The sequence below is a fragment of the Bacillota bacterium genome, from assembly GCA_012837285.1.
Classification (GTDB): domain Bacteria; phylum Bacillota; class DTU030; order DUMP01; family DUMP01; genus DUNI01.
This window is the reverse complement of record DURJ01000095.1, coordinates 1-3,928: the sequence shown is the minus strand read 5'-3', so window position 1 is coordinate 3,928 and position 3,928 is coordinate 1. Positions and strand designations below refer to the sequence as shown.

General features: G+C 53.7%; 3 protein-coding genes. All 3 read right to left on the bottom strand.

Features of this window, described 5'->3' with window-relative positions; all coding sequences use genetic code 11:
- The coding region (locus GX016_05645) for an MscL family protein (protein ID HHT71042.1) at positions 1–119 on the bottom strand (119 nt) is incomplete at its 3' end.
- A 133-nt stretch (positions 120–252) separates the two neighbouring features.
- Positions 253–1,476, bottom strand: coding sequence for an HlyD family efflux transporter periplasmic adaptor subunit (locus tag GX016_05640; GenBank protein HHT71041.1), 1,224 nt, complete (start codon positions 1,474–1,476; stop codon positions 253–255).
- A gap of 12 nt (positions 1,477–1,488) precedes the next feature.
- Complete coding sequence (locus tag GX016_05635) at positions 1,489–3,849, bottom strand: ABC transporter permease (protein ID HHT71040.1); 2,361 nt, start codon at positions 3,847–3,849, stop codon at positions 1,489–1,491.
- Positions 3,850–3,928: the final 79 nt, after the last annotated feature.

Here is a 3,928-nt window from a genome sequence, read left to right as displayed (position 1 = left end):
ATTATCAGGTCGTTAACCAAGGACGTGACAATCTTCCCGAAGGCACCGCCGATAATGACACCCACAGCTAGATCCATGACATTTCCTCTCATGGCAAACTGCTTAAATTCGTTCCACATATTGGCCTCACCTCTTTAATCACTTCTGATTCATAGTTGTGAGTCAATACTAGTGCATATCATTAGCCCCGTCAATATGGAAAACATGGGCGGGCAAAGAGACTCGCCCTACATTCACAAAGGGCCGCCCCTACTATTTTCCCTTTACTTTTACTTTGTCCGCCACTTCTTTGGGCGGATTTATTATTACGATATCGCCGCTGTTTATGCCGGACAGAACTTCCAGGTAGTCTTCGCCTTCAAGGCCGATGTCCACCGAGGTAAGGATAGCTCGGCCGTTTTTTACCACGAAGGTTTTATCTTCGCCATCCAGGGTAAATACTGCTTCCAACGGTAAGGCCAGGCCGATGGTCTCGGCGGTGATGATCTCTACTTCCACCGGATACCCGGGGCGCATGTTAGGCGGCCGGCGGTCTAAAGTAATCTCCACCGGCACCCGGCGCTGGATAACACCCAGCTCGGACAGTTTTTCCACCGCCTGGGGATGAATTTGGCCCAGGGTACCGATAAGCTCATCTTGGCCTAACACTTCGCCGGAAATGATTGCCTTTTGGTCCAGGGCCAGCTCCGGAGCGTCTTGCGCCAGCACCTCGGCCTTCACCACTAAGTCCGGCCCGGTGACCAGAAACAGGGGCGTACCTGCTCCCACCACTGCCCCGGCCTCAGCGTAGACTTCCACCACTTGCCCCGCCTCAGGGGCTTTCATTTGATAGTATTCCAGCTTTTCTTCCAGTAAACTCAGGCGGGTGCTAAGAGCCTGGGCCTGCTCCTGATACTGCTTTATCAGAGCGGCCTGGGAACGAATCTGGGCCAACTGAGCCTTAGCTGTTTGTACTTGCGCCTTACTGGCTGCAAAAGCGCTTTGGGCCCGGCGCCAGTCCAGCTCCGACACGGCACCGGCTTCGTAAAGCTCGGTCATGGCCTGGGCTTCCTGCTCCGCTTGCTCCAAGCTCTGTTCGGCCGCGGCCACCTGGCTCTCGGCCTGGGCCTGCTGCAGGGGCAAGGTGGTTTCAAGAGTGGCCTGCTGAGTATCAATTGCGGTCAACTCGGCCTGGGTAGCTTGCTTTTCTGTTTCCAGGGCGGCGGTGTCAAGGAGAGCCAGCACCTGCCCCGCTTGAACCTGATCCCCAGCCTTGACCAGCACTTCCTTAAGGATCAGGGGGTCACGGGCCACCAATTCTTGTTCCGATTGGGCGGCAAAATGGCCGGTGGCTACAACAGTCCGGGTAATACGGCTCTCGGTCACAGCTACCGTTTCCGCCTCTATCCCCTGCCGGCCGCGGACAATTACCGCTGCCGCTATGATCACAACCAGTGCTGCCAGGGCGGTCAGGATTAGCTTTTTTCTCTTATTCACAGTTTCTCCCCCTTAGGTAAGTCTACTGGACAATGCCTCCAGGAAATTTAGCTTACGTACCTTTTGCCAGACAGCGGCCAGGGTCAATACCATGATCAAAACCGACAGCACAGCAGCTAACAAATAGGCGCCGGCACTTATGTCCGTGGGAAAGTCAAACATCTCGCCACTTTCGGCCAGCATGGCCCGAATCACCAGCACTACTAACCCCTTGCCCAGCGGTGCCCCGCCGACCAACCCGGCCAGCAGAGCTAACAAGTTTTCTCTGCTTACCAACTGGAAGATTTCCAGCTGAGAAAATCCCAATACCCTAAGAGAAGAAAACTCCCTGGAACGCTCGGCGATGCTGACTGAGGTTGTATTGTAAAGGATGGCAAACCCTAACAGCCCGGCTACAAAAACCAAGACTGTTACATAAGTGATCATCAGGCCCAGGTATTCCGAAAAGATATCGATTAAATCCGCGCTGGAATAGACGGACTCTACATTACCCATACCTTGGAAAGCCCTTTTAATATCATCGACAGAACCAAGCACGGCACCGGAAAAGGTATCTTTCTGCCCAGTCAGGCGTTCCATCTGTTCCAAAGACATATAGACACCGGAGCCCAGATATTGAGTCACCACCGCCTTCACCGGGACTAGGTGGGTCTTGCCGCCGGTGGCATAGGAAGACATTTCCACTGACTCTCCCCTGCTTACGCCTAGGGATTCGGCCAGGCCGCGGGAGAGAAAAACGCCGTGGGTGGGAAGGGGGACAAAGTTCCCGTCCTCGTCCTCGAATCGCTGCAGCTCAGTGGTCTTGGGCAGGGCTCGGACCAGAAGGGTTTGTTCGCGCCAGCCCCGGGCCACCTGAAAAGGCAGCTCCAAGAAAGGTTCAATAGCAGTAATACGCGCCTGGGACCGCATCTCGGTAATTGCCCGGGAGCTTACCGGCTGGAGAAAGGACACAGCATAGTCGTATCTGTCCAACTCGCCGAACTGCTTATTGAACAACACATCCCACACGTCGAACATATAAAAAGAAAAGAGGATCAGGGCATAAGCCAAGGCTACCCCCACCGTGGCCAAAGCAAAGCGACGCCGGTTGCGCCAGATGCCCCTTAGTACCAGCTTCCAACTGAAAGTGACTTGGGCCCAGAAGTCAGGTGCCCACAACTCCAGCAGGCTTTTCTTTCCCGGCGGCTGAGCTTTAGGGCGCATAGCATCGGCCGGGGCAATACTAAGCACGCCCCGGGCCGCCAAAAAGCCGGTCCCGCCGCAAAAGAAAACAGTGGACAAAATACCAAAGAGAATAAAGTCATAGTACAACCGCATCTCTAAATGTGGGATTTGAAAGAATTCCAAAAAATAAGCGGTAAGAGAGGCGGCCAACAGGTACCCGACCCCCATCCCACAGACTGCCCCCGGCAACCCTACCATTAGCGCCAACTTTAGATAGTGGCTTATCACTTCCCAGTTGCTAAAGCCGGTGGCCTTGAGGATGCCAATGGAAGTGCGGTCGGCCTGCACCAACCGAGAAATAAGCATGTATGTAACCACAGCGGCAATACCCAAGAAAATAGTGGGTACGGCCCGGGACATGCGCTCCAGCTGCTCAATCTCCATCTCAGTCAAAGCGTGGCTAACCTGGTTTTCTCTGGTTACTATGCTCTTTATTCCCCGGGTCTTGTAATCCTCCTGGATTTTATCCCGAATCGCTTCGGCGTCTACTCCCGGCCGCAGCAAGAAAACGGCATTGTTAGCTTGACCGGGCAGGGCCAAGAGTTCTTGTAGCAAAGGCATATTAACAAAGCCGATGCCGAAGTTAAGATTGTCCGGCAGCATGCTCTTGAGGTCTTTAATGGCATAGATAAATTCAGGACTGTCCACCAAAGCTGTTACTGTGACCGGAAAAGATTCGCCCCGGATAATAAGGTCGATCTTATCTCCCACTGTAAGATCATTGGCCTCAGCAAAGGCAGCCAGCAAGGCAATGCCCCTCTCCCCACTCACCGCAGGGATACGTCCCGTCTGTACATAAAGACGATTTATCTTTTGATCAGAACCAATACTTACTAAACGCAAGGTGGGATTTAGATCCCGACCCACATCAGCCCGTATGTCAGCCACAATGCGGGCTTCCACTGTCTCCACTTCCCGCAGCTTTCCCAGATCCAAAATGGTGCCCACCGGCACATGGGCAAAATCGGCGAATAGATCGGCAAACCGGTAATCGCGGTAGTACTCATCCACCGACACCTTTAGATTATGGGCCGTGTTGCTGAGGGATGTTAAGATCATGAGGCCAATACAGATGATTATTATCACGGCTCCATACTGAGCCTTGGCCCCCCAAACAGTGCGGATGAGCCGTTTGTCCAGTGCTTTCATCTTACCAAGCAATCCTTTCCGCCGGAACCGGATCAGGGTTGGTCCAGTCCTCAACAATCCGGCCGCTGCGCAAACGTAT

Coding starts and splice junctions, on each gene's coding strand:
- GX016_05635 (HHT71040.1), bottom strand. CDS start 3,849: ATGAAAGCACTGGACAAACGGCTCATCCGCACTGTTTGGGGGGCCAAG.